The sequence below is a fragment of the Pantoea sp. JZ2 genome (assembly GCF_035191405.1).
GTDB lineage: Bacteria > Pseudomonadota > Gammaproteobacteria > Enterobacterales > Enterobacteriaceae > Pantoea > Pantoea stewartii.
This window is the reverse complement of record NZ_CP045247.1, coordinates 4,027,719-4,049,432: the sequence shown is the minus strand read 5'-3', so window position 1 is coordinate 4,049,432 and position 21,714 is coordinate 4,027,719. Positions and strand designations below refer to the sequence as shown.

Here is a 21,714-nt window from a genome sequence, read left to right as displayed (position 1 = left end):
TCCGCAGGTGATCAGTAAACCATGACCACTTTGCCGCGCATATGGCCTTCCAGTACACGCTGGTGGGCCGCTTCCAGGGTTTCCACACTTAACCCGTGCAGGGTTTCACTCAGGGTGGTTTGCAGCTTTCCGTCATCTAACAGGCGGGCAACGCTGTTCAGAATCTCACCCTGTTGCGCCATATCCGGCGTGGTGAACATGCTGCGAGTGTACATAAACTCAAAGTGCAGCGAGGCGCTCTTAAGCTTCAGTTGATCCATTGACAGCGGATGTTCGTTCTCGACGATGGTGCAGATATGACCCTGGGGCGCGATGAGCTGGCTCATGGTTTCCCAGTGGCCGTCAGTGTCGTTAAGGCAGAAAATGTAGTCGACCTGCTTAATGCCGTGCTTTTCCAGCTCAGCGGGCATGTCTTTATAGTTGATCACCAGGTCGGCCCCGCGATCGCGGCACCACTGGGCAGAGTCTTCCCGTGACGCGGTGGCAATCACTTTCGCCTTGCTGCGCATTTTCGCCAGCGGAATCGCCAGAGAGCCTACACCGCCTGCGCCGCCAACGATCAACAGCGTTTGATCGTCACGCGCGGCTGCCATATCCAGTCGCTCGAACAAACCTTCCCAGGCGGTAAGCGCCGTTAAAGGAATCGCCGCAGAGGCCGCCCAGTCGAGCGTTTTCGGCTTATGGCCAGTGATACGGGAATCGACTAACTGTTCGGTGCTGTTACTGCCTGGGCGGGTAATATCGCCTGCATAGTACACTTCATCCCCGGGCTTGAAGCCCGTGACTTTGCTGCCGGTTTCCAGCACCACGCCGCTGGCATCCCAGCCGAGGATACGCGGCACCTGCAAACCATTTTTGATCGCGCCTTTATGCACCTTGGTATCCACCGGGTTGACCGAGGCGGCTTTTACCTGGACACGCAGGTCATACTCGCCGGGTACAGGCGTTTCCGGGAAAATTTCGGTGAAGTTTTTTGGGTTTTCGGGATCAACAGCAATCGCGCGGACAGACATAATTTATTCTCCTGTAGTGTTTCTTCAAGTGTAGAACCCCACCGCCAGGCTGATAAGATGGACAATAGTTATTAGAGTGTTCGTCTGAGGTGAACAATGGCGTTTCGTGAGTGGCAGGATATGGCGCTGTTTGCGCTGGTGGCGGAGTGCGGCAGCTTTACCGCTGCGGCAGAGCGGGCAGGTTTGCCCAAATCCAGCGTCAGTCAACGTATCAGCCAGCTTGAGCAGCGGCTGGGCATCCGGCTGTTAAACCGAACGACGCGCCAGCTTAACCTGACCTTTGCCGGGGAGCGTTATCTGCTGCACTGTCAGGAGATGATGCAGGCCAGCGAACGTGCCGAACAGGCGATTGCCAACCTGCGGGAAAATCCCAGCGGTCGCCTGCGCATCACCAGCCCGGCAGGCATTGGGGCAACCTTACTGGCGCGCTGTAACGCCGCGTTTTTACGGCGTTATCCTGATGTCACGCTGGACATTTCCGTTTCAGACGAGATTCGCGACCTGGTACAGGATGGCTTTGATCTTGCCTTACGCACCGGCCAGCCACAGGAATCGTCTCTGATTGGGCGACGTGTCGGGTACTGCGAGCGATTGCTGGTGGCCTCGCAGACTTATCTCGATCAGCATCCGCCGGTTACTCATCCGCAGCAGCTGGCTGAACATCGCTGTATCGCGCACCGCGCCTGGAACGAGTGGGTGCTTAAACGCGACAGTCAGTATCATCGCTGGCTGCTGCCGCCCGCGCACCTGACCGACAATTTGCTCTATGCCCGCGAATCGGCGCTGGGGCATGCCGGCATTACGCTACTGCCGCGTTTCTTAACGGACGGGGAGATGCGCGATGCGCGCCTGGTGCAGGTGTTACCCGAATGGACGGTTGAGGGAAACGAGCTGTGGCTGGTCTATCCCAGTCGTAAACTGAATTCGCCCGCGCTGATGAGGTTTATTGAATTTGCGTTGCAGTCGCCGGTGTTTCGCGACTTTTACCGCTGAGGAAAAGAAAAGGGCGGCATTGCTGCCGCCCCTGAATCATTTGGCAATACGCTTGTACTTGATGCGCTTCGGCTCCAGCGCATCCGCGCCCAGCGTGCGTTTCTTGTACTCTTCGTATTCGGTAAAGTTACCTTCGAAGAACTCGATCTTCCCTTCATCCTGGTAGTCCAGAATGTGCGTCGCGATGCGGTCAAGGAACCAACGGTCATGCGAGATCACCATGGCACAGCCAGGGAATTCAAGCAGGGCGTTTTCCAGCGCGCGCAGGGTTTCAATGTCCAGGTCGTTGGTCGGTTCATCGAGCAGCAGCATGTTGCCGCCAACCTGCAGCAGTTTTGCCAGATGCAGACGGCCCCGCTCACCACCGGATAACTCACCGACGCGTTTGCCCTGATCAACGCCTTTAAAGTTAAAGCGTCCGACATAGGCGCGGCTTGGCATTTCCGTGTTGCCGATACGCATGATGTCCTGACCACCGGAGACTTCTTCCCACACGGTTTTGGCGTTATCCATGCTGTCACGGAACTGATCGACAGAGGCCAGCTTCACGGTTTCACCCAGCACGATCTCACCGGAATCCGGTTGTTCCTGACCGGACATCATGCGGAAAAGCGTGGATTTACCGGCCCCGTTCGGACCGATGATGCCGACGATGGCACCTTTCGGTACCGAGAAGGACAGATCGTCAATCAGCACGCGGTCACCGTAGGATTTACGCAGGTGGCTGACTTCCAGCACCTTATCACCCAGCCGGGCACCCGGCGGAATAAACAGTTCGTTGGTTTCGTTACGTTTCTGGTAGTCGGTATTGTTCAGCTCTTCAAAGCGTGCCAGACGGGCTTTGCCTTTAGACTGCTGGCCTTTTGGCCCTTTACGTACCCACTCCAGCTCTTTCTCGATAGATTTACGACGGGCCGCTTCAGTTGAAGCTTCCTGTGCCAGACGGGCATCTTTCTGCTCCAGCCATGAAGAGTAGTTACCTTCCCACGGAATCCCCTCACCACGGTCGAGTTCCAGGATCCAGCCGGCAACGTTATCCAGGAAGTAACGGTCGTGGGTAATCGCGACCACGGTGCCTTCGAAGTCATGCAGGAAGCGCTCCAGCCAGGCGACCGATTCGGCGTCCAGGTGGTTCGTCGGTTCGTCCAGCAGCAGCATGTCTGGCTTTTCCAGCAGCAGGCGGCACAGCGCAACACGGCGGCGTTCACCACCGGACAGGTTCGCGATTTTGGCGTCCCAGTCTGGCAGGCGCAGCGCATCGGCGGCACGTTCCAGCTGTGTGTTCAGGTTATGGCCGTCGTGTGCCTGAATGATCTCTTCCAGACGTCCCTGCTCAGCTGCCAGCTTGTCAAAATCCGCATCTTCTTCGGCGTAAAGCGCATAAACCTCATCAAGGCGTTTCAGCGCGCCAACCACTTCCGACAGCGCTTCTTCAACGGATTCACGCACGGTGTGCTCAAGGTTGAGCTGCGGTTCCTGCGGCAGGTAACCAATTTTGATACCGGGCTGTGGACGGGCTTCCCCTTCGATGTCTTTATCGATGCCTGCCATGATGCGCAGCAGCGTCGATTTACCGGCACCGTTCAGGCCGAGTACGCCAATTTTCGCACCGGGGAAGAAGCTGAGGGAGATGTTTTTCAGAATATGACGCTTTGGCGGTACCACTTTGCCAACGCGATGCATGCTATAGACGAATTGAGCCACGTTGTATTGAGCCTCTGGGTCTGTTTGTCGTTTGGATGATGTCGAAGTTTAGCCTTTTTCGCCGCCTAATCACAGCCGAGGGGACGGGATTATTCGATGGCGGCCGCGGGTTCAGAATAACTGTTTGATTTATGTCCGTTGTCAGACCGACCCGGCACAGGGCTACGCGCATCAGAACGCCGGTGGACAGGCTGAAGTCAGGGCAGCCGCACGGGAATAGACTGTTGCGCTAACCACTGACTCAGCGTGGCATCTGGCGCGCTGTCGCTGACCAGCAGGTCGAAGCGTGAAAGCGCGCCAATGCGGGCCGGTAACACTTTCCCGTATTTACTGCTGTCCGCCACCAGAATCCGCTGGCGGGCGCGCCGCATGGCGTGGTGTTTCATGGGCAGTTCATTGAGGTTATAGCAGGTCGCGCCCTGATCGTGGCTGACGCCTGCCGCAGAAATAAAGGCCAGGTCAGGGCACAGGTCATCCAGAATGCACTGTCCGCCCACCGGCGTGAATAAGGCGTTATCCGCATGGAATTCACCGCCGCTCAGGATGACATGGCAGGCGGGCTTTTCTTTTAACGCCAGAAAAGTATTCATGGCACAGCAGATGGCGGTGAAGGGCAGGGCATCCGGAATGGCATCCACCACATAGGGCAAGGTCGTCCCGCAGTCGAAAAAGACGGTATCGTTCTCCCCGATCAGACCTGCCGCCGCCTGCGCCAGCTGCTGTTTGCGGGTGGCGTTTTGGCCGTGCTGATCGGAGACAAAATAGTGACCGGGTTGGCTTCTGGGATCGCTGACGATATAGCCGCCGAGCAGGACGACGCTGGATGTCGGTTCGCTCAGATCCCGGCGAATCGTCATCTCTGAGACGTCCAGCAACCGGGCGGCATCCTTCAGGTGAAGTTTATCGGTGCGCTTCAGTGCCAGAGCGAGTTTGCGCAGACGTTCGTCGCGGCGGGTTTCCATTGTCATCTCTGAACCTGTATTCCTTGAGGAGGACGTCATATGTCTGTTACACCGCGAAGGTGGCCGGTAACGGGGGCGTTCAACTCGCCCGTTTTCACTTCGTGACCTTTGATAAAGGCAAAAAAGAAGGCGTTGCATGCTCGACGCATCCGTTTTTTATCTTACCTGCAAAGCGATTATCCCGTAAATCGCTGGCATGCCACCCGGGGAACCGTACTGTAACCTGCAATAAGCCGATGTGTGATGTTGAAATTTTAACAATGTCTTTGCGCGATATCGGACGGTTTGTACCGCAGCGCAATATGCCAGTGCGCAGGTCGCACCGGTAATGCCCGCTGAGCAACCTCCGTTACAGGTCAAAGCGCACAGGCTGTGAAAGCGCAAGGCAAGATATTATGGGTAAAAATGTCGCTATTTGGGGGCTTTCTGTCACAAAAGTGTCACGTTATTTCCTCAACCGGCTCCATAAAGGTTGCTACCCGCCAGGACGATAATCAATGTGACGAAAGTCACGTTTGTTCTCCTATTTATTCATCAGGTAACAGTTTTTATGAAGCTCAATCGATTTAAAATTGGTCAAAGACTCGGTTTTCTTGCCACGTTGCTGCTGCTTGCAACCCTGTTGATGGGGGTGAACGGATTACGTGTTAACGGACAGGCTTTAGAGAACAGTCAGGCCGTTATGGCAAAGGAGATGCTCATTGCAGAAAGTATTGATACTGCGCGCAGCGCGCAGGTGCAGTTCAAAATACAAGTGCAGGAGTGGAAGAATATTCTGCTGCGTGGGACACAAGGACAAAATACATTTGATAAATATAAAACGGCCTTTTTGAATGAAAGCCAGAAAACGCAGCAATTATTGACCCGGCTCAGTCAGATTCAGGCCAAGCTGAACCTGCCAGTTGCCCCGGTTGAGCAGGCGCGCGCGGCGCATGCCGGGCTGGAACGCCAGTACCTGACGGCGCTGAACAGCTATGTTATCAACGACATCAGCAGCCCCGCGCGGGTCGATCATCAGGTAACGGGCATTGATCGTGCGCCCACCCAGCAAATCGATGCGCTGGTCACGTCGACCTTAGCGCGTGCGCAGGAAATGCATCGGGACATTGATGCGAGTAACCTTGCGCATTACCAACAAACGCGCCTGCTGTTGCTGATCGCAATGGGATGCATCCTGTTAGTAGGCGCGGGAATTACATGGTGGCTTATCCAGAGCATTACGCAACCGTTGAAACAGGCAATCACGATAGCCAAAACGGTAGCAGCGGGTGACCTGCGCGCCCGTATTAGCGTCAGCGGACATGATGAAACGGCACAATTGATGGCCGCACTGCGCGATATGAATACGAGCCTGACACGCATTGTGATCGGTGTTCGCGGTGGAACAGAAGCCATTGCGGCCACGACAGATCAGGTGGCACATGGCAGCCGTGAGCTTTCTTCACGTAATGAAGCGCAAGCCAGTGCGCTGGAAGAAACGGCGGCGTCAATGGAACAACTGACCTCTGTTGTAAAAATCAATGCAGAAAATGCCCATCATGCCAGCATCATTGCACGTGATACGCGCCAGCGCGCCGATGATGGCGGTGAGGTGGTCGAAAAAGTGGTCATTGCCATGGAAGATATCCATCAGTTTTCACGCGAAATTAATGACATCGTTACGGTAATTGACGGCATTGCTTTCCAGACGAATATTTTGGCCCTTAACGCGGCGGTAGAAGCCGCCCGTGCTGGTAACGACGGACGCGGTTTTGCCGTTGTCGCTTCAGAGGTCCGTGCACTGGCGCAGCGTTCCGCTACGGCGGCCCGCGAGATTCGGGGACTCACGGATCGATCGGTGACGCTGGTTGCGCAAGGCAATTCACTTGTAAAAGGCGCGGGGGCATCCATGCAGGCGATCGTTGAGAGCGTAAAACAGCTGTGTACGCTCATGGAGAATATCTCTGCTGCCAGCGCTGAACAGAGTGCAGGTATTGAACAAGTCAATTTGGCGGTGACGCATATGGATGCCGCGACGCAGCAAAACGCAACCTTATCACAGCAGTCAGCCCAGTCCGCACGGGCATTAGACCAGCAGGTCAGCGCGCTGGTTGAGAACGTCAGTGTATTCAGGCTTGATGCCCAGACCGCAATGTAGAACCGTGCCGGGGCTGAGCCTCTGCATCCCGTCATCTGTATTCACATCTTGAAAACAGCACTTCCCTACGGCATCAGGGCCGTGGGGAAGCCTGTTTTGTTAGCCTGGCGGCTCCTTTCGCCTACTTTTTGTGATCAAGATCACGTAAATAGATATTAGTCATACTTATGAGAATGGTTACACTTCCATAAATTGAATGATAATGATTATTATTTATGTTGTCATTTTCGTTAACAATCACTCAGTAAATACAAATAAACCACACAAAATGTAGTTTTTTGGATTTTTGCGAACATAAATTCTCAATTTTTCAGGGCTGATGGGTTAGCTGTACCGGCTAAAGATTACCGAATCTGAACTGACACGTGCGGTCTGGCACGATCTGCTGCCCTTTTACCGGGGCGGCCAGGCGACTTACGTCTTAAACAAAGGAACAGGATATGGTGTTACGTAAGCAAACTCTGTCGGTCCCGCGCCGACATCTGTCTGAAGATATTCCTGCGGCTCAGGACGTCATCTTTAACGAGGCGCAGATTACGGCGTGGCAGCAGCAAACGCACGCGGCGCTGGCGCTGATCAGCAGCACGGTGCAGCGCGTGGAGAAGCCGTTCAGCGGAATCCTGCCCCATGAGCTGGCCCCGGCGTTCAGCGCCGTCGACCTTGATCAGCCTCTGGGCAGCAGCGAAGCCGCGTTGGAAGAGCTGCGGTCACTTTACCTGCGCGATGCCGTCTGGTTCCACCACCCCAAATATGTCGCCCATCTTAACTGCCCGGTTGTGCTGCCCTCGCTGCTGGCAGAGCAGATCATGGCGGCGGTAAACAGCTCCGTCGATACCTGGGATCAAAGCGCGGGCGGCACGCTGATTGAGCAGAAGGTCATTGACTGGACGCTGGGCCGCATCGGCCTGCCTGCGAGCGCAGACGGCATCTTTACCAGTGGCGGTACGCAGTCCAACCTGATGGCGATGCTGCTGGCGCGGGACAGTTGGTGCGCCACGCACCATCCGGGTCACCTGATCAAGCATAAGGGGTTGCCGGCGGAGGCCGCGAAATGGCGCGTGCTGACCTCCCGACTGAGTCATTTCAGTATTCAGAAGTCGATGGCGATTCTTGGCCTGGGCTACGATGCGGTGATTTCCGTGGATTACGACGAACACTACCGCATGGACAGCGTACAACTTGAGCGCGAAATTGAGCACTGCCATGCGCAGGGCCTGATTCCCATCGCCGTCGTGGCCACCAGTGGCACCACCGATTTTGGCAGTATCGATCCGCTGAACGCTATCGCGGATCTGTGTCAGCAGTACGGCATCTGGATGCACGTCGATGCGGCTTACGGCTGTGGCCTGCTGGTATCTGAAACGCAGCGGCAGCGCCTCAGTGGTATCGAAAAAGCGGACTCGGTGACGGTGGATTACCACAAGTCATTCTTCCAGACCGTCAGCTGCGGGGCGTTTTTCGTGCGCGATAAACAGCACCTCAGCCATGTGACGCACCATGCCGATTACCTCAATCCGCTCAGCGCCCAGCAGGAAGGGACGCCAAACCTGGTCAACAAAAGTATTCAGACGACGCGCCGGTTTGACGCGCTGAAAATGTGGCTGACGTTGCGCATCATGGGCCCGGCGGCGCTGGGGGAAGCATTCGATACCATCCTGACGTTGACCGAGGCAACCCATCAGTTGCTGAAAGCCCATCCGTCCATTGAGGTGCTGCATGCGCCTGAACTGACCACACAAATCTTCCGTTTCGTACCCCGGCCTGACATGCGGGCCGCACAGCTGGATGCCATCAATGCCGGTATCCGCAAGGCGCTGTTCCGCTCGGGTAACGCGGTGATCGCCGGTACGAAAGTCGAGGGTCACCAGTACCTCAAATTTACCCTGCTGAATCCCACCACTACGGTGGCCGACATGGAAGACGTCATTGCCCTGATTGTCCATTATGGCCGGGAGCAGGCACGTGACCTGACTTTGCAAGCCGCTAACCAGTGAGAACGGTACGATGAACGACAACATTTATGACTTTATCGGAATTGGCATCGGTCCTTTCAATCTCAGCCTGGCCTGTCTGAGTGAACCTGTTGAAGGGCTGAATGGCCTCTTTCTGGATCAGAATCCGGGCTTTGACTGGCATACCGGCATGATGCTGGAAAGTGCGCATCTGCAAACGCCGTTTATGGCCGATTTGGTGACGCTGGCCGATCCCACCAGTCCTTACAGTCTGCTGAACTATATGAAGCAGAAAGGAAAACTGTATTCGTTCTATATCCGCGAAGACTTTTTCCTGATGCGTAAAGAGTACAACCAGTACTGTCAGTGGGCCTGTTCAAAGCTGAGTAACCTGCGCTGGAACACGCGCGTGGACTATGTGAGCTACGACGAAGCGTTGCAGTGCTACCGCGTACGGGCAGTCGATACGGTCAGTGGGCAGCAGCAGGACTGGCTGACCCGCAGGCTGGTGTTAGGCACCGGTCCTGAAGCCTGGCTGCCTGCCTGCAGCCATCCATTCCGGTCGCGTTTTACGCACTCCAGTCAGTATCTGGCGAATAAGGCGGATTTGCAGAAAAAACCGTCCATTACCGTACTGGGTAGCGGGCAGAGCGCGGCAGAGATCTATTACGATCTGCTTACGGAGATCGATCGGTTTGGCTATCAGCTGAACTGGATAACCCGTGCGCCACGCTTTTATCCGCTGGAATATACCAAACTGACGCTGGAGATGACCTCGCCAGAATGGGTGGACTATTTCCACGCGCTGCCGGGTGAGAAACGCGATGCGCTGAATGCGCGTCACAAAAATCTCTATAAAGGCATCAACAGCACGCTGATCAACGCTATCTACGATCTGATGTACGTTAAGCAACTGGATGGCGCGCTGAACGTTAACCTGTTCACCCATTCAGAACTGACCGGAATGCGCGCATTACCCAACGGAGAGTTCGAGCTCGCGCTGCATCAGCAGGAGCAGGATTGTGCCTTTACCCGCCGTACGCACGGTCTGGTGATGGCAACGGGCTATCAGTATCGTCCGCCGATGTTTATTGAAGGCATCAGCCAGCGTCTGCGCTGGGACGAGAAGGGCCGTTACGACGTTCAGCGTAACTACAGCATTGATCGCCACAACCAGATCTTCGTGCAGAACGCGGAGCTGCACACGCACGGCTTCGTTACACCGGATCTGGGCATGGCCTGCTATCGCAATTCGGTGCTGCTGCGTGAAATCACCGGCAAAGAGATCTATCCCGTCGAACGGCAGATTGCCTTCCAGACTTTCCCGGCTCAATCGGAATCGTAATATGTCACAGTTAACGCTTTTCACTGCCGCCCGCCCGGCAGGCCAGTTTACCCTCCGCCCTATGCAGGCCGCTGACGCCACGCTGATTCATCGCTGGGTGACGCGCGACTATGCCCGCTTCTGGGGAATGCAGAATGACACACCAGAGCAGGTCGCCGACTTTTACCACCAGCTGACGGCCAGGGATCCGCATGCGGCGTTGATCGGCTGCTGCAATGGTGAACCGGCCTTCCTTGTCGAATGCTATCGCGCCCGCGAGGATGAAGTAGGTAAATACTATCCCGCTCAGCCGGACGACTACGGCATGCATATTCTGATCGCGCCCGCGGAAACCCCGGTCAGGGAATTTAGCTGGCAGGTCTTCAGCACCGTTATGGACTACCTGTTCAGCCGCCCCGAGGTCAGTCGCGTGGTGGTCGAACCGGATGTGCGCAACGACAAAATCCATCGCCTGAACAAACGTGCGGGTTTTCGCTACCAGCACACCATTGATATGGGCCACAAAACCGCCTGGCTCGCCTTCTGTCAGCGCGACGATTATCAACAGGCATTACTGCAGGACTCACGAATGAATCACGCCACCTCACTGTTAACCGGTGCCCATCTCACCGGACCTCACTGGCTGCAGGCTAACCGTTTACTGATTCGTAAAGCGATTGCCGAATTCGCGCATGAAAAGCTGATCGTCCCCGACGAAATGCACCCAGGACGTTATCGCCTGGCCGTGCCGGGTGCCGAGGCAGAGTACCATTTTTCCGCTCAGCGTCTGGCGCTGGACCACTGGGATATCGACGTTGCCTCACTGGAAAAGCAGGAGAATGGTCGGGCGTTACCGCTGGATGCGCTGCAGTTTATTGAGGAGTTTAATGCGCAGATCGGCATTCCTCAGGCGCTGTTAGCCACCTATATGGAAGAGATCAGCAGCACCTTATGCAGCAGCGTATTTAAGTTGCAGAAGCAGAATCCAGACAGCCAGGCGCTGGTAAAAGCGGACTTCCAGACCGTGGAATCCTCTATGACGGAAGGGCATCCCTGCTTCGTCGCCAATAACGGCCGCATCGGCTTCGATGCGCGGGATTACCTGGCTTATGCTCCAGAGGCCGCCGCGCCGGTAAATCTCATCTGGGTAGCCGTGCACCGTCGTCATGCCCATTTCTCCAGCCTCAGCGCGCTGAGCTATACGCAGTTGCTGCAGGAGGAGCTAGGGCAGTCCATTCTGGATCGGTTCGCGGCTCAGCTGACAAGCCACGGGGTGGAACCCGAGGACTATATCTTTATGCCCGTGCATCCGTGGCAGTGGCAGAACAAGCTGCTGACGGTGTTTGCGGCGGATATTGCCAGTCGGGACATTATTTATCTGGGCATCGGTGATGACCAGTATCAGGCGCAGCAGTCGATTCGTACCTTCTTTAACCGCAGCCAGCCTCATAAGCGTTATGTGAAAACTGCCCTGTCGGTGCTCAACATGGGCTTTATGCGCGGCTTGTCGCCGTACTATATGGCGACCACGCCTGCGATTAATGAATGGCTGGAAACGCTGGTGGCAAACGACAGCTGGCTTCAGCGCTGCAACTTCCGCATCCTGCGCGAGGTGGCCGCCGTGGGCTATCACAACCGCCATTACGAACGTGCCATTAAGGGCGATTCCGCCTATAAGAAAATGTTTGCGGCCCTGTGGCGCGATAATCCGGTTCCTGATCTGCAGCCCGGCCAGCGCTTGATGACCATGGCGGCGTTCCTGCATGTTGATCATCATCAGCAGCCGTTACTGCCCGCACTGATCGCCGACTCAGGCCTGCCCGCGGCACAGTGGGTTGAACGTTACCTTAACTGTTACCTCAGTCCGCTGCTGCACTGCTTCTATCAACACGATCTGGTGTTTATGCCCCACGGCGAAAATCTGATCCTGCTGCTGGAAAACAATGTGCCGGTCAGCGCCTACATGAAAGACATTGGCGAAGAAATCGCCGTCATGAACCCGGAGGCGGTACTGCCGGAGAACGTCCAGCGTCTGGCGGTAGACGTGCCTGAAGAACTGAAGCTGTTGTCGATTTTTACCGACGTCTTTGACTGTATCTTCCGCTTTATCAGCGCGATTTTGCACCAGTCAGGTACGCTGCCCGAGAGTCAGTTCTGGCAGTTGGTGGCACAGTGCGTGAAGGATTATCAGCAGGCGCATCCGCAGCTGGCCAGTAAATTTGCCCGCTACGATATGTTTGCGCCCACCTTTACCCGCTCCTGTCTGAACCGCCTGCAGCTGGCCAATAATCAGCAGATGATCAACCTGTCCGATCCTGCCGAAAACCTCAAGTTTGCCGGCACGCTGGAGAATCCTGTCGCCCGGTGGCGTTAACGGGATTATCACCGCCTTCCCATCAGCGCGGTCGCCCTGGCGGCCGCGTTTTTCTCGTTTTACTGGATAATACTGACGATGGCTCGTTTTCAACCTGTCTCGCGCCTGACGCGACGACATCTGTTATTTCCTTTATCGCTGGTGCTGTTTGAGTTTGCCACCTATCTCGCGCATGACATGATTCAGCCCGGCATGCTGCGGGTCACACAGGCGTTTCACGTGGGCCCGGAGTGGGTGGCCACCTCGCTGACCGCCTATCTGATGGGCGGGATGCTGTTACAGTGGCTCCTGGGGCCGCTGTCCGACAAGCTGGGCCGCCGTCCGGTCCTGCTGACCGGTGTTGCGTTTTTTATGCTGACCTGTCTGGCGACGCACTGGGTGCAGGGCATCGGGCCCTTTATCCTGCTGCGCTTTCTGCAGGGCATCAGCCTGTGCTTTATCGGTGCGGTGGGCTATGCCGCCATTCAGGAGGCTTTTGACGAGGCACTCAGCGTAAAGATGATGGCGCTGATGGCGAACGTTGCGCTGCTGGCTCCGCTGGCCGGGCCGCTGGCGGGTACGGCGTTTCTGGCCGTCGCAGACTGGCGCACACTGTTTCTGTTTTTCGCTGCTCTGGCCGCGCTGTCGCTCATTGGTCTGGGCCTGTCGATGCCGGAAACCGCAGGTGACAGACGCACCTCCGTATCGCTGCCGTCGCTGGCGGCGGGCTATTATGCGTTGCTAAAAGACCGCCAGGTGATGTGCGGTTCGCTGGCTATTGGCCTGGTGACGATTCCCTGCCTGACATGGGTCGCGCTTTCGCCTGTTATCCTGATTCACGGTCTGGGCCTGAGCCGACTGGATTACGCACTGCTTCAACTGCCGGTCTTTATGGCAATGATTGCCGGGAATCTCACGCTGGGACGACTGGCCAGCCGTCTCTCCGTCGAGCAGCCGTTACGGTTGGGGGCCTGGCCTGTGGTTACAGGGCTTTTGATCGCTGTGCTGAGCACGTTATGGCAGGCGGACAGCTACATTGGGCTCACGGCTGGCCTCAGCCTTTACGGCTTCGGCAGCGGAATGGTCAATGCCGGACTGTACCGACTGACGTTATTTTCCAGTCAGGCAGGGAAGGGCAGCGTGGCAGCGATGCTGGGCATGGTCAGTATGGTGGTCTTTGCTTTTGGGATTGAGGCAGGCAAAGCGGCCTATTTTCATGGCGGTACCGCAGGCTTCAGCCTGTTGAACCTGATCTGTGGTGTGCTGTGGCTGTGGCTGGTTCGTGTTTTTCTGCGAGAAAAACAGCGGCGACATTGCGCCGCTGTGGCATAAGCGGTGACAGGCGGCACGGATTGCCGCCCTGGGAGGGATCAGAAATCGTAGCCGACGGTCGCCACCACGGTGCGCTCTGCGCCCCAGTAGCAGAGGCCCGTGCCGTAGCAGGCAGAAACGTAGTCGCGATCGGTCAGGTTATTGGCATTAAGCTGCACAAACGCGCCTTTGAGGCTGCTGTTCCAGGCACCTAAATCAGCGCGGACCGAGGCGTCAAACAGCGTAGCGGAAGGCAGACGTGTGGTGTTCTCATTGTCTGCCCACTGCCGACCAATGTAACGCACGCCAGCACCGACGCTGATTCCCGCATCAAACTGGTATTTCGCCCAGGCAGACGCCATCGAGTCAGGCGTCACGTAAGGCGTGTGGCCGTTATTGCCGTCGATGGAATCTTTGAAGCGCACATGGTTCACCGTCACGCTCGCCAGCGTGCTCAGTCGCGGGGTGAGCTGATTATGCGCTTCCAGTTCGAGGCCCTGAGAGTGCACTTTGCCAGCCGGTTCATAATAGGAGCCCACTACCACGCGGTTACCGACATCATTCTGTGTCAGGTCGTAGATCGCGGCGGAGTAGAGATCGGACGTGCCCACGGGCTGGTACTTAATGCCGGTCTCATACTGCTCCGAGGTCGTTGGCTTCAGCAGGTTGCCATCCCGTCCGGAAAGGGATTGTGGCGTAATCGCCTGGCTATAGCTGACGTAGGGCGAAATCCCGTTATCGAAGGCATACAGCAGCGCCGCCCGGCCACTGACGTGATCATCCTGACGACGATATTGGGTATCGGTGCTGTACTGGCGGTTTTCAGACACGATGCGATCGTAGCGGCCTGAGAGATCCAGATGCCATTTGTCCCATTTCAGCTCATCCTGCAGGTACACGCCGGTTTGATAGTAACGACGCTGTGAATTTGTAAACACGTAAGCCGGATTCACGCCCATGGCCTGACCTGTCAGCGCATTGAGTGAACTGGCCGGGCCGCTGGCACCCCGTAAATCGTTCGTGTACTGATGGTATTCCGCACCGAGCACCACCTTGTGATCCACCGGACCGGTATCAAAGTCGGCTTCCAGCTGGTTATCAATCGCGTACGCCTGCAGCGACGAACGCGAGCCGGAATAGTAGCGATTGAGCAGTTCTGACTGCGGTGATGCCCAGCCAATCTGATAAACCTGATCCAGATCGACATTGGAATGGGAGTAGCTGGCATTCGAGCGAAACGCCCAGGTTTCATTAAAGCGGTGAGCGAATTCCGCGCTGTAAATCTGCTCTCGCCGCTTGAACTGATCCAGCGCGCTGTCGCCATCATAGAAACCGGTGCTGAGCTTACGCCCGTTATGTTCGGTGATGCTGCCGTCCCCTGGCACGGCACTGTGATAGCCGCCGGACGGATCTTTTTGCAGATAAGCGCGCAGCAGGAGTGACGTATCCTCATCAGGTTGCCACAGCAGTGAAGGCGAAATCGCATATTTTTCTTCGCGTGTGTGATCGTACTGCGTATCACTGTTGCGCGTTATGCCGGTCAGACGAAACGCCCACTGATCGTTGATGGCATTGGTGTAATCAAACGCAGCGCTGTTGGTGTTATGGTTGCCGGTAGACAAACGGAAATGTCCCTCAGGCGCATACTGCGGACGTCTGGAGCTTTCCATCACTAAGCCACCCGGCACCGTCTGTCCATAGAGGGCAGAAGAGGGGCCTTTGATCACATCAATACGGTCGAGGAACCAGGGATCGACCTGCAGCACGTTATAGCTGCCGGGATCGCTCATCAGGCGCAGACCGTCCAGGAAAATGTTATCGACATCGCCGCCGTGGAAGCCGCGCAGAGAGACCGTGTCGTAGCGGGTGGCTGCGCCAGCGAAGTTCGTGAAGGCACCGGCGGTGTAGTTAAGCGCCTGATTCACATCCATTGCGCCCTGATCGGCCATTTGCTGGCGCGTCACGACCGAAACGGACTGACCGGTGGTGATCAAAGGACGATCGGTTTTGGTTGCCCCTTTACTGACGGTCGCCGTGTAGCCTTCAGTGGGCGTGGTCGATGTTTCTTCAGGCTTTGCTGTCACCACCAGCGTATCGGCGGCAAAGGAGACCGCAGGGGCGGCAATGGCGATGGAACACAGTAGCGCTAACCGTTTCGGGCCAAAAGGCATTCTCATTGTTTATCCCTTACAAAGGCAAATACAACGCGCCCGGCAGAAGAAAGGCGCAGAAAGTCATGTGACAAAGGTGTTATGCACATTGAATGCAAATGAGAATTATTATACTTACTGTTATTTATTACAAGATGTCTTGTGCGTTATTACACAAGAATTTAACGACGGAAAAGAAACGGGCCGGTCACGGATGCGTACCGTGGGCGTGCATGGCTCAGGTGGGAAGAAAGCGCAGGGTGCCGCGTTCCAGGCAGGTCAGCCTGCGCGCCGACCTGCCTGACAGGAGGAGAATCAGATGGTGACCAGGCTCCGCACGTTATCCGTTTCCATCTCTTCACCGCGCCCGCGCTGGATAATTTCACCGCGCGACATGACCAGATAGCGGTCGGCCAGGTCCGCGGCAAAATCATAAAACTGCTCGACCAGCAGAATCGCCATGTCGCCGCGCTGTGCCAGTTGGCGGATCACCAGGCCAATCTCTTTGATCACTGAAGGCTGAATCCCTTCGGTAGGCTCGTCGAGGATCAGCAACTGTGGACGGCTGGCCAGCGCCCGGCCAATGGCCAACTGCTGTTGCTGGCCGCCGGACAGATCGCCGCCCCGGCGGGATTTCATATCGAACAATACCGGAAACAGCTGGTAAATCTCTTCAGGCACCTGCTTTGCCTGCGAGGATGAAAAGCGTGACAGGCCCATCCGCAGATTCTCTTCAACCGTCAGACGCGGAAAAATCTCCCGCCCCTGCGGCACGTAAGCCATGCCGGCCTGCACGCGCTGGTGGGGCTTTCGCCCGTTGATGATATTGTCCTGCCAGCGCACCTCGCCCGATTTAGCCGGTATTAAGCCCATCAGGCATTTCAGCAGCGTGGTTTTCCCCACACCGTTGCGGCCGAGCAGGCAGGTGACTTCACCCTGTTTAACCTCAAAAGACAGGCCACGCAGAATGTGGCTGCCGCCATAATACTGATGCAGTTCAGATACCTGTAACATTTAGCGCCCCAAATAAACGTCAATGACCTGCTCGTTGGCCTGTACCTCGCGCAGGGAACCTTCTGCCAGTACGGCTCCCTGATGCAAAACGGTGACGTGATCGGCAATGGTTTCCACGAAGCCCATATCGTGCTCAACCACCATAAGTGAATGCTTGCCCGCCAGACTGCGAAACAGTTCTGCGGTGTAGTCAGTTTCCGCATCGGTCATGCCCGCAGCGGGCTCATCAAGCAGCAGCAGGTGCGGTTCCTGCACCAGCAGCATGCCGATTTCAAGAAATTGCTTTTGGCCATGCGACAGCAGACCTGCCGGTCGCTGGCGGGCGGCGCTAAGCCGCAGCAGCGTCAGGATCTCATCGATCCGATCCCGTTGCGCGCTGTCAAGGCGCGCACGCAGGCTGGCCCAGACGGTTTTGGTGGTTTTCAGGGCAATCTCCAGATTCTCAAATACCGTCAGCGCTTCAAACACTGTCGGCTTCTGAAATTTGCGCCCAATTCCGCTACGGGCAATCTCGACCGGCGACAGGGCGATGAGGTTTTTATCCTGATCGTAAATGGCCTGCCCTGTGTCGGGACGCGTTTTGCCGGTAATAACGTCCATCAGCGTGGTTTTACCTGCGCCATTAGGACCAATGATGCAGCGCAGTTCACCGACGCCAATCTGTAAAGAGAGATTGTTAAGCGCACGAAACCCCTCAAAGGTTACGGTGATGTTAGCCAACTGCAGGACCGGATCGCGCCGGGCACGATAACGATCGGCTGGCAGAGTTTGGGTGAACAGGGTCTCAGTCATCTTTTCTCCGGCGCAGTAAACCCATCACGCCACGCGGCAGAAACAGCGTGACCAAAATAAACATCATCCCCAGGAAAAACAGCCAGTACTCCGGAAAAGCCACGGTGAAGAAGCTTTTCGCGCCGTTGACGATGGCGGCCCCGAGCAGCGGACCGATAAGCGTACCGCGCCCGCCAAGTGCGACCCAGATAGCGGCTTCAATGGAGTTGGTCGGGGACATTTCACTGGGGTTAATAATGCCAACCTGGGGTACATAGAGCGCGCCTGCCAGGCCACATAACATGGCCGAGAGGGTCCAGACGAACAGCTTAAAACCCCGGGGATCGTAACCGCAGAACATCAGGCGGTTTTCGGCATCCCGAACAGCGGTCAGCACCCGGCCAAATTTACTGCGGGCCAGCGCGAAGCCCAGCACCAGGCTTGCTAACAGCAGCATGACGGTAGCAATAAACAAGCCGATGCGCGTGTTGGTTGAGGTCACACTAAAGCCCAGCAGGGTCGTAAAACCGGTAAAGCCGTTGTTACCGCCAAAACCGGTTTCGTTGCGAAAGAACAGCAGCATGCCGGCATAGGTCAGCGCCTGGGTCATGATGGAGAAATACACGCCTTTGATTTTCGAGCGGAAGGCAAAGAAACCAAACACCAGCGCCAGCAGGCCCGGCACGAGGACAATCAGACACAGCGCCCAGGCGAAATGCTGCGTGCCTGCCCAAAACCACGGCAGCCGATCCCAGGACAGGAAGGTCATAAACGCGGGCAGGCTGTCCCCGGAGGCCTGGCGCATCAGGTACATGCCCATCGCATAGCCGCCCAGCGCAAAAAACAGGCCATGCCCCAGAGAAAGTAAGCCCGCATAACCCCACACCAGATCCAGCGCCACCGCGACCACGGCGTAGCACAGAATTTTACCGACCAGCGTTAAGGTATAGGTGGAGATCGCCAGCGGATGCGAGGCGGGCAGCAGTGCCAGGAACGGCATGATCAGCAGCAGCAGCGTAACGACTGCGCCAATGCCCAGCGTCAGGCGCGGTGCCTGACGCGTCAGACGTAAGGTGAGAGGTTGCGTCATCAGTCAGTCACCCTTCCTTTCACGGCAAACAGTCCCTGCGGACGTTTTTGAATAAACAGCACGATCAACACCAGAATAAGGATTTTCCCCAATACGGCCCCCATCTGCGGCTCCAGCACTTTGTTGAGAATGCCCAGTCCCAGTGCGGCGACCACGGTTCCGGCAAGCTGGCCGACGCCGCCCAGCACCACCACCAGGAAAGAGTCGATGATGTAGCCCTGGCCCAGTTCTGGCCCGACATTGCCTAACTGCGACAGGGCGACGCCGCCCAGCCCCGCGATACCGGAACCCAGACCAAATGCCAGCATGTCCACGCGGCCCGTCGGCACGCCACAGCAGTCGGCCATGGCCCGGTTTTGGGTGACGGCGCGCACGTTCATCCCCAGCCGCGTACGGTTGAGGAGCAGCCAGGTTAGTATCAGCACAAACACCACGAACAGGATGACTGCAATGCGGTTCCAGGGCAGAACCAGATTGGGCAGCACCTGCAATCCGCCCGACAGCCAGGCGGGATTGGCGACCTCCAGGTTCTGCGCACCAAACAGCATACGCACCAGCTGAATCAGCATCAGGCTGATGCCCCAGGTCGCGAGCAGGGTTTCCAGCGGGCGGCCATACAAATGGCGAATGATAGTGCGCTCCAGCGCCATTCCAATGACTGCCGTCATCAGAAACGCGACCGGCAGCGCCAGCAGCGGATACCAGGCGATATACTGCGGTGCAAACTGCTGAAACAGGTTTTGTACCAGCCAGGTGGCGTACGCGCCCAGCATCAGCATTTCACCGTGCGCCATATTGATCACCCCCAGCAGACCGTAGGTGATGGCCAGGCCCAGCGCGGCCAGCAGCAGGATCGATCCCAGCGAGAGCCCGCTGAATGCCTGTCCCAGCAGATCGCCCCACATCAGGCGACTTTTCATCTGCTTCAGGCTGTCTGCCGCTGCCTCGCGTACCGTTTCATCGGGCTCGGCTGCGGGCTGCGTCAGGCGCTGCAGGCTGGCCTGAGTATTAGGATCGCTGGATTCGCCCAGCAGTTTGACCGCTCTAAGCCGCACCATCGGCTGCGTGCTGGTCAGCTGCAGACTGGCCGCCGTCATGGCCAGCGCAGCATGAACCTGAGGATCCGTTTCAACACTGAGGCGTTTCTCTATGAGCGGAAGCAGGTCAGCGGCCGCGTCGTTTTGTAACTGTTGCGCCGCGCGCAGGCGCACGCCGGCATCAGGGCTTACCAGCTGATGGGCGGCGAGAGCACTGGCGACCAGTACACGCAGGCGGTTGTTCATAAACAACTTTTTAACGTCGCCGTTGGGCTGTGCGGCGTCATCCAGTGGCTGAAGCGTATTCCCGGTTTTACTAAAGGGATGGTGGTCCTGATCCGTTACGACGGTTTCCGCTTTTAACGCTTCCAGCAAGGGTAAACGGCGGGCATCTGGCGCAGCGGCCCACTGTTGCAGCAGATCGGCCTGCTGAGTTCGGCTGGCGGCGGCAAAGTCCGTAGCGGGTCCGGCGCTGGCAAACAGCGGCAGAAGCAGCAATAACGCTAAAAAATTCAGGCGAAGCATCATGGTGAGCCTCATCAAAAGGGCGAGCATAGGATGTCCTGACGGCCGCCCTCACAGCCAGCGCGAGGGCGGTCTGAGTTTTACTGCGTCGTTTTCACGGGATGATCCGGTTTTTTATCATTGCCGGGAATATACGGGCTCCAGGGCTGGGCACGTACCGGTTTGTCCGTCTGCCAGACCACGTTAAACTGACCGTTTTCTTCAACTTCGCCAATCATCACGGGTTTGTGCAGATGGTGGTTGGTCTGATCCATCGTCAGGGTAAACCCGTCCGGGGCCTTAAAGGTCTGACCGGCCATGGCCGCACGCACTTTATCCACATTGGTCGTACCGGCTTTCTCGACGGCCTGCGCCCACATATGAATGCCTACGTAGGTGGCTTCCATCGGGTCATTGGTTACCACGGTGCTGGCATTCGGCAGATTGTGCGCTTTTGCATAAGCCCGATAGTCGGCAACAAATTTCGCGTTGGTCGGGTTATCTAAGGATTCAAAATAGTTCCAGGCTGCCAGTTGACCGACCAGCGGTTTGGTATCAATCCCACGAAGTTCCTCTTCACCCACCGAGAAGGCTACGACCGGGATATCGGTGGCTTTAATGCCCTGGTTAGCCAGTTCCTTGTAGAACGGAACGTTGGAATCGCCATTGATGGTGGAGACCACCGCGGTTTTGCCGCCAGCGGCGAACGTCTTGATATTAGAGACGATGGTCTGGTAATCGCTGTAGCCAAACGGGGTGTATACTTCTTCGATATCTTTATCCTGCACGCCTTTTGAATGCAGGAAGGCGCGTAAGATCTTGTTGGTGGTGCGGGGATAAACATAATCTGTTCCCAGCAGGAAGAAACGTTTGGCCCCGCCGCCATCCTGGCTCATCAGGTATTCCACCGCCGGAATCGCCTGCTGGTTTGGTGCTGCACCGGTATAAAAGACGTTCGGCGACATCTCTTCACCTTCGTACTGCACCGGATAGAAGAGCAGACCATTCAGTTCTTCAAAAACTGGCAGCACGGATTTGCGCGATACCGAGGTCCAGCAACCAAACACCACAGCCACTTTGTCCTGGGTCAGCAGTTGCCGGGCTTTCTCGGCGAACAGCGGCCAGTTTGAGGCCGGATCCACCACTACGGGCTCCAGTTTTTTCCCCAGCACGCCGCCTTTGGCGTTAATTTCATCGATGGTCATCAGGGCGACATCTTTAAGTGGCGTTTCAGAAATGGCCATGGTGCCGGAAAGGGAGTGCATGATGCCTACTTTGATGGTGTCAGCCGCCTGAGCGCTCCAGGCGAACCCCATGCCCGCGACGGTAGCTGAGAGAGCAAAAGCTTTAAGCAATGAACGTCTTTTCATCGATGATAAACCCCTAATGGTATGGATAC

At 56.6% G+C, this 21,714-nt stretch carries 15 protein-coding genes; 6 read left to right on the top strand and 9 right to left on the bottom strand.

Annotated elements, in window-relative coordinates; genetic code table 11:
* Nucleotides 1-11 precede the first annotated feature (11 nt).
* On the bottom strand, nt 12-1,013 hold the full coding sequence (locus tag GC087_RS19550; protein ID WP_006118291.1) for a zinc-binding alcohol dehydrogenase family protein: 1,002 nt from the start codon (nt 1,011-1,013) through the stop codon (nt 12-14).
* Nucleotides 1,014-1,109: 96 nt separating this feature from the next.
* On the opposite strand from GC087_RS19550, the gene GC087_RS19545 reads away from it, so the two are divergent.
* The gene (locus GC087_RS19545; protein WP_039338795.1) at nt 1,110-2,006 is read left to right on the top strand and encodes a LysR family transcriptional regulator; all 897 of its coding nucleotides are present in this window, start codon (nt 1,110-1,112) and stop codon (nt 2,004-2,006) included.
* Between the two features lie 36 nt (nt 2,007-2,042).
* Here GC087_RS19545 and ettA read toward each other — a convergent pair whose 3' ends face one another.
* A complete protein-coding gene (gene ettA, locus GC087_RS19540) occupies nt 2,043-3,710 on the bottom strand; it encodes an energy-dependent translational throttle protein EttA (protein ID WP_006118292.1) in 1,668 nt (555 codons plus the stop codon).
* A gap of 197 nt (nt 3,711-3,907) precedes the next feature.
* Entirely contained in the window at nt 3,908-4,672 is a 765-nt protein-coding gene (deoR, locus tag GC087_RS19535) for a DNA-binding transcriptional repressor DeoR (protein WP_033740198.1), read from the bottom strand.
* Nucleotides 4,673-5,222: 550 nt separating this feature from the next.
* On the opposite strand from deoR, the gene GC087_RS19530 reads away from it, so the two are divergent.
* The 5 genes from GC087_RS19530 to GC087_RS19510 all read left to right on the top strand — a co-directional run bounded on the left by GC087_RS19530 (nt 5,223) and on the right by GC087_RS19510 (nt 13,770).
* A complete protein-coding gene (locus GC087_RS19530) occupies nt 5,223-6,809 on the top strand; it encodes a methyl-accepting chemotaxis protein (protein ID WP_133745518.1) in 1,587 nt (528 codons plus the stop codon).
* Nucleotides 6,810-7,249: 440 nt separating this feature from the next.
* Nucleotides 7,250-8,803 carry a pyridoxal phosphate-dependent decarboxylase family protein gene (locus tag GC087_RS19525; protein WP_324029101.1) on the top strand — a complete coding sequence of 518 codons (1,554 nt, stop codon included), beginning with the start codon at nt 7,250-7,252 and terminating at the stop codon, nt 8,801-8,803.
* Between the two features lie 10 nt (nt 8,804-8,813).
* On the top strand, nt 8,814-10,106 hold the full coding sequence (locus GC087_RS19520; RefSeq protein WP_033740201.1) for a lysine N(6)-hydroxylase/L-ornithine N(5)-oxygenase family protein: 1,293 nt from the start codon (nt 8,814-8,816) through the stop codon (nt 10,104-10,106).
* Between the two features lies 1 nt (nt 10,107).
* Nucleotides 10,108-12,459, top strand: a complete 2,352-nt coding sequence (locus GC087_RS19515) for a GNAT family N-acetyltransferase (RefSeq protein ID WP_058702087.1) — start codon at nt 10,108-10,110, stop codon at nt 12,457-12,459.
* 78 nt (nt 12,460-12,537) lie between these two features.
* On the top strand, nt 12,538-13,770 hold the full coding sequence (locus tag GC087_RS19510) for an MFS transporter (protein ID WP_324029099.1): 1,233 nt from the start codon (nt 12,538-12,540) through the stop codon (nt 13,768-13,770).
* Nucleotides 13,771-13,808: 38 nt separating this feature from the next.
* Here GC087_RS19510 and GC087_RS19505 read toward each other — a convergent pair whose 3' ends face one another.
* From GC087_RS19505 to urtA, 6 genes are all read right to left on the bottom strand, one after another.
* Nucleotides 13,809-15,926 carry a TonB-dependent siderophore receptor gene (locus tag GC087_RS19505; RefSeq protein ID WP_324029097.1) on the bottom strand — a complete coding sequence of 706 codons (2,118 nt, stop codon included), beginning with the start codon at nt 15,924-15,926 and terminating at the stop codon, nt 13,809-13,811.
* Between the two features lie 288 nt (nt 15,927-16,214).
* Nucleotides 16,215-16,913, bottom strand: coding sequence for an urea ABC transporter ATP-binding subunit UrtE (gene urtE, locus GC087_RS19500; RefSeq protein ID WP_324029095.1), 699 nt, complete (start codon nt 16,911-16,913; stop codon nt 16,215-16,217).
* Nucleotides 16,914-17,705, bottom strand: coding sequence for an urea ABC transporter ATP-binding protein UrtD (gene urtD / locus GC087_RS19495; protein ID WP_133745520.1), 792 nt, complete (start codon nt 17,703-17,705; stop codon nt 16,914-16,916).
* Nucleotides 17,698-18,774 carry an urea ABC transporter permease subunit UrtC gene (gene urtC, locus GC087_RS19490; RefSeq protein ID WP_324029093.1) on the bottom strand — a complete coding sequence of 359 codons (1,077 nt, stop codon included), beginning with the start codon at nt 18,772-18,774 and terminating at the stop codon, nt 17,698-17,700. Before urtC ends, urtD begins: the two co-directional genes overlap by 8 nt.
* Nucleotides 18,774-20,339: an urea ABC transporter permease subunit UrtB gene (gene urtB, locus GC087_RS19485; RefSeq protein ID WP_324029091.1), complete on the bottom strand. Its 1,566-nt coding sequence runs from the start codon at nt 20,337-20,339 to the stop codon at nt 18,774-18,776. Before urtB ends, urtC begins: the two co-directional genes overlap by 1 nt.
* Nucleotides 20,340-20,416: 77 nt before the next feature.
* Nucleotides 20,417-21,685, bottom strand: coding sequence for an urea ABC transporter substrate-binding protein (gene urtA / locus GC087_RS19480; RefSeq protein WP_033740212.1), 1,269 nt, complete (start codon nt 21,683-21,685; stop codon nt 20,417-20,419).
* Nucleotides 21,686-21,714: the final 29 nt, after the last annotated feature.